The organism is Desulfosarcina cetonica JCM 12296, from assembly GCF_001311845.1.
Taxonomy (GTDB): Bacteria; Desulfobacterota; Desulfobacteria; order Desulfobacterales; family Desulfosarcinaceae; genus Desulfosarcina; species Desulfosarcina cetonica.
The window spans coordinates 1-4,588 of record NZ_BBCC01000303.1; the positions used below are offsets into that span (position 1 = coordinate 1).

Consider the following 4,588-nt stretch of genomic DNA (forward strand, 5'->3'; position numbering starts at 1 on the left):
TCCCCGGATGCCGGTAAACAGGTCCGTGATCTGGCTCTGCTTGACCTCGCGCATGCTTTCGAGCTGGCTGAAGGCCTGCTTGGACAGCGCGCCGCTCGAACTGGTCAGGGATATCATGGCCAGTGCGGCAAAAGGAATTAAGCCGACGGCTAAAAAAGCCCCCATCAGCTTGGGGCCGAGTCTTATTTTTTTCAGCATGGCGCACCTCTCGGCAACTTAAACCGATCGCTGCAACGTTAAGGTCACTGCAGCGATTTCCGCTGACGCGAACCGTGGCGGATCGACCAGTGATCCCTGGATATCTCGATTTCCCAAAGCGGCATATGGGCCATTCGGTTCGGCTTGAAAATGACGTTCTTATTGACCGCCAGAAGCTTATTGGGCGCTGGAACGAACAGCATGTAGGCGTTGTCGTAAACATGGCGCATGATCTTGGCGCAGATGGCGGTGAATTCCGGCGTTCCCACGGAGGAGCGAAAAAAGATGTCAATATAGCCGTCCAGGATCGGGTCGGGGAAGATGGTGCTCCAGGCATTCTGGGTCCGATAAACGAGAAAAGCGGACCAGGGGTGATTGTAGAACCAATCGTCGAGGCCCCAGACCAGAAGATCCCATGATTGGGTATTTTTTCCGGCGTTGGTGGTGAGCAGTTGATCGAATACATCTTTTTCGCTGGTGGTGATCTCGAAGTCCAGCTTGACGCCGACCTTTCTCAAGTCGCGGGCGATCCCTTTCCAGATAAACATGAACCGATCCTGGGTAAGGACTTTGAGCGACAGTCCATCCAGAACCTTTTTAAGCTCGCCGCGAATTGCTTTGGGGCTTTTGATTTCGGAATAGGGCCGCAGGGTTTTGACCACCTCCCGTACACCGGGAAACAGCGGGGAGGCCAGGGTGGGTTTGACCGTTCCTTCGCCATGATAGGCGCGCTCCAGCAGGCGGTGCTGGTCGATGGCGCGGTTCAGCGCGACCCGGATTTTTTTTTTCGCGCAGGCGTTTATTGCCGTTGCGCAGGTTCATGTGGATGGCGATGCTGTTGGTCGAGGGCACCTTGATCAACCTGGCATATGGCGACGCATCGGCTTTGCATTTCATGGAAAAGGGAATCGGCATGATGTCGAGCACGCCATCCTTGTCAAACACATTCTCCATGGCGATTTTGGTATCCAGTTCCGTATAGACGGTGATGGTTTCTATTTTGGGATAGTTCGGATCCCAATAATTGGGATTGGCCACCAGTACCACCTCCGGTGTCTGCCGGTCTCCCTCCACATAGCCGGCTTTCAAAACATAGGGGCCCAGTCCGTAAGGGCCGGGTTCAGCCAGATTCGGGCAGGTCAATTTCCCGTTCCAGCCGAATTTTTTCAGGTAGGCGGACGTATAGAATTGAATCCAGATGGTGTCGTTCAGGAACTGGCCATATTTTTCGGTGAGATGGAACCGAACCGTGTAATCGTCGATTTTCACCACGCGATCGAAAACCGTATCGATCTTCGTGAAAAGAAAGGGCTTTTTCTTGAAATAGCGCATGTTTTCGACGACGGAATCGGCATTGAAGGGGGTGCCGTCTTGAAAAAGGACGTTTTTCCGCAAGCTGAACTCATAGGTCGTGTCGTTGATTTGCCGGTGGTGGGTCGCCATATCGTAATCCCAGCCGCGTTCGTTGTCCGCCGGACGCAACAATGCGCCGTTGATGGCATGTGAAATATAAATATACGGCAGGCTGGGAATGAAGACCTTGATGTGGGAACCGGGCAGGGGCCGGGACCATCCCGGGGCCGCCGATACCAACATCGCAATCATGGGCAGCATCCACAATTTCAGGATTTTGCGTTTCATTTGTACCCTATTTAAAGAACTTTCTGCTGGCTGGGGTAACGGATCGGCTCGCCCAACCGTTCAAGTTGTTCGTTGACTTCGCGCTTGAGCTCCTGAACACGATCCTCTCTATCCAGAATCATATTTTGCCACGCGCGAAGTTCCGCCAATTGGCGCTTGATCTTCTCTTCGGCTTGTTTCTGCCCGGTGATATCGACGATGGAAAAAACGATCCTCGAAAACGTTTGCGCTTGCGTCGCAGAGATCGACCCGTTGATCCGGACAAACCGCCGCTCACCATCCAGTCTTGTAATAACGGCCTCTTGTTCCATCTTGGTTTTACCGTCCCAGATCGATAGAAGAAGATGCTTGAAGGCCGCGTGGGATTCCGCGGTGAACGTGTCGGCCAGCCCTTCCAGCAGCGTTCGTTTGTTCGGGGCCCGAACAATTCCAGCGCCGCCTGGTTGACATCAAAGAGCTCAATCTGTCTGGCACATCGCATCACGGCCTGGGGATGAGCATCGAGGTAGGCTTCCAGATGGTCAACCTTCTTGTCCCTGAGGCGCTCTATGAACGCATTGACCTGGGAGAGATCCCCTTCCCAAAGGGACACCGGTGAATTTTCAAAAAGATCTCTGAAGCGAATTTCACTGGCCTTCAAGGCCTGGTATGCGTGGGTGAGCTCGACGGTCCGCTCATGCACACGATGTTCCAGTTGGATCTGCAGTGATCGGAGTTCCAAGTGGATGCGTACTCGTGCCAGGACTTCCTCGGAATCAAAGGGCTTGGTGATATAGTCGATGCCGCCAACATCAAATCCTTTGATTTTGCTGGATTTATTTTCGATTCCGCTGATAAAGATAACGGGGATCTGACGTAATTTTTCGTCGGCTTTCAAGCGGCGGCAGACTTCGTGCCCATCCATGTCCGGCATTTTTACATCTAAAAGGATTAGGTCGGGGATGCTCTCGGTGGCGGAGCGTAGCGCCATATCACCATTGGCGGCGGGACGAATATGATATCCCTGGCTTGACAGCAAATCAACCAGCAGTTTCAGGCTGTTGACGGAATCATCGACAATAAGAATATCGGCTTGCTTCGGTATTTGTGTGAGATCATTGCCCATATCCATCCAGGTCATCCCGACAGCATTGATTAGGCGCTACAAATTCAGTTGGTTAGGGTCCGCTGACAGTATAGTTCCACGTTGTCAAAATAATTAATATGTGTCAAGAAATTGGTTTGCGGATATTTGTTGAAACTTCTTCAGGATGTTTTGAAACCGGAATGTCAAGGCTGTTGTCAAGGCGGTCCACCTGGCCGTTGCCGGCGGCCGAATGCCCTTATGGATCGTTGAAACTCCGAAAAATCCAAAGCGGGCCGAAAATTGGTTAGTACTCATCAATTATTGTCAACCCGCCTGTATTGCGGTTGCATTGCGGTTGCGTTGATATATAGTGAGGATAATTTAATTAGCAACATTCAATATAATGAATATGCGTCATAATTAGGTTCGGACGGGAGGATGAACATGTGGAATCAGAATCCGGGCGCGGTCAACGATCACCTGGTTCTTCTCGGAACGCGGGAAAATAACGTCTACCTGCTCAAAGGCGATGTTCATATGCTTGTCGGCGGTGGTTGCCAATGGATCGTCCGGGAGCTCATGGAACAGATCCAGGCCTGGAAGATCGATATGCAGCGGGTGAAGTATCTTTTTATCGGCCACTCTCACTTTGACCATTGCGGGGCGGTACCCTTTTTACAAAAGCGCTATCCGCATTTGGAGGTCCTGGCATCAAGCCGGCCGACAAGTACTTCAATATGCCGAAAGCCGTCCATAACGCCCGTACGTTCGGTCGCCAGGCCCTGCAGCAGATGGGTGTCGCCAATGAATTCGAAGGCATTTCCCTTGATTTCGACACCATTCGGGTAAAACGCGTCCTTCGGGATGGTGACCGCCTGGACCTGGGGCAGGGGATGGTGGCCACCGTCTTTGAGACCCCGGGGCACAGCCGCTGTGCGATGACGCTTTATCTGGAAAAACAAAAATGGCTTTTCCCCAGCGATGCCCTGTCTTTGCCCATCGACAACGGTCGGCAATTCGCCTGCACGGCCTCGGAAAGTTTCGTTGAATACATGCACAGTCTTAACCGGATGGATGCCCTGGATGTCGAATTGTGTGCCTGGGAGCATTACGGATGGGTGGCCGGTGAAGATGCCAGGCAAGTCGTGTCGCGCGTCAAGCAGGCCACCCTGGCCTACAAGGAAACCCTTAAAACGCATGTCGAATCATCCGGTGACGTGGAGGCCACCGCCGAGTGGGCTGCCCGGCAGTGGCTGGCGCAAACCCAGTTTAAATTCATTCCGTTCAATGTCATGCATCATATCTGCCGCCAGATGGTGCAAAACGCCGTGCAGGAAGAGGTCAACGCGTCTTGACGAAGACCGCCGATGCAAGGATAGCCCCATTACCCCATCAGGAAGAGGTATTCTCCATGGACTACACCACCCAGATGGATGCCGCCCGCAAGGGCATCGTCACCGACCAGATGAACGTCGTCGCCCAAAAGGAGCAGATGGATGTCAATGTTCTGCGGGACCGGATCGCCGCCGGCACGGTGATCATTCCGGCAAACAAAAACCACGCCAACCTCGACCCGGAGGCGTCGGCCTGGGGTTGCGCACCAAGATCAATGTCAATCTGGGGATTTCCAAGGATTGCTGCGACATCGACCGCGAGATGGACAAGGTCCGCCGGGCCCTTGAG

The 4,588-nt window shown here is 53.1% G+C and carries 8 protein-coding genes and 1 pseudogene; 3 read left to right on the forward strand and 6 right to left on the reverse strand.

Going from position 1 to position 4,588, the window contains the following annotated elements; all coding sequences use genetic code 11:
* The 6 genes and pseudogenes from JCM12296_RS32480 to JCM12296_RS46565 form a co-directional block, all read right to left on the reverse strand.
* On the reverse strand, positions 1–198 hold a 198-nt coding region (locus tag JCM12296_RS32480), incomplete at its 3' end, for a hypothetical protein (protein ID WP_054698042.1).
* Between the two features lie 44 nt (positions 199–242).
* A complete protein-coding gene (locus JCM12296_RS42915) occupies positions 243–860 on the reverse strand; it encodes a hypothetical protein (protein WP_218188403.1) in 618 nt (205 codons plus the stop codon).
* Entirely contained in the window at positions 796–1,839 is a 1,044-nt protein-coding gene (locus JCM12296_RS42920) for an ABC transporter substrate-binding protein (protein ID WP_218188401.1), read from the reverse strand. The genes JCM12296_RS42915 and JCM12296_RS42920 overlap by 65 nt, the downstream gene beginning before the upstream one ends.
* A gap of 11 nt (positions 1,840–1,850) precedes the next feature.
* On the reverse strand, positions 1,851–2,150 hold the full coding sequence (locus tag JCM12296_RS51115) for a PAS domain S-box protein (RefSeq protein ID WP_157068112.1): 300 nt from the start codon (positions 2,148–2,150) through the stop codon (positions 1,851–1,853).
* Positions 2,151–2,218: 68 nt separating this feature from the next.
* Positions 2,219–2,959: pseudogene (locus tag JCM12296_RS32490) on the reverse strand (response regulator); the annotation flags it as partial.
* A 366-nt stretch (positions 2,960–3,325) separates the two neighbouring features.
* Entirely contained in the window at positions 3,326–3,547 is a 222-nt protein-coding gene (locus tag JCM12296_RS46565) for a hypothetical protein (RefSeq protein WP_246805228.1), read from the reverse strand.
* Between JCM12296_RS46565 and JCM12296_RS51120 the strand changes: the two genes are divergently transcribed.
* From JCM12296_RS51120 to JCM12296_RS51125, 3 genes are all read left to right on the forward strand, one after another.
* Positions 3,443–3,754 carry an MBL fold metallo-hydrolase gene (locus tag JCM12296_RS51120; RefSeq protein ID WP_422699204.1) on the forward strand — a complete coding sequence of 104 codons (312 nt, stop codon included), beginning with the start codon at positions 3,443–3,445 and terminating at the stop codon, positions 3,752–3,754. The genes JCM12296_RS46565 and JCM12296_RS51120 overlap by 105 nt on opposite strands.
* Entirely contained in the window at positions 3,643–4,260 is a 618-nt protein-coding gene (locus tag JCM12296_RS32500; protein ID WP_172684224.1) for an MBL fold metallo-hydrolase, read from the forward strand. Before JCM12296_RS51120 ends, JCM12296_RS32500 begins: the two co-directional genes overlap by 112 nt.
* Positions 4,261–4,498: 238 nt before the next feature.
* Positions 4,499–4,588 (forward strand): phosphomethylpyrimidine synthase ThiC (locus JCM12296_RS51125; RefSeq protein ID WP_422698823.1); only part of this gene is annotated, 90 nt, incomplete at its 3' end.

What these genes read in the sequence shown, in the direction of transcription:
- JCM12296_RS51115 (WP_157068112.1), bottom strand. Translation starts at nt 2,150, where the DNA reads ATGGAACAAGAGGCCGTTATTACAAGACTGGATGGTGAGCGGCGGTTT.
- JCM12296_RS51120 (WP_422699204.1), top strand. Translation starts at nt 3,443, where the DNA reads ATGCTTGTCGGCGGTGGTTGCCAATGGATCGTCCGGGAGCTCATGGAA.
- JCM12296_RS42920 (WP_218188401.1), bottom strand. Translation starts at nt 1,839, where the DNA reads ATGAAACGCAAAATCCTGAAATTGTGGATGCTGCCCATGATTGCGATG.
- JCM12296_RS32500 (WP_172684224.1), top strand. Translation starts at nt 3,643, where the DNA reads ATGCCGAAAGCCGTCCATAACGCCCGTACGTTCGGTCGCCAGGCCCTG.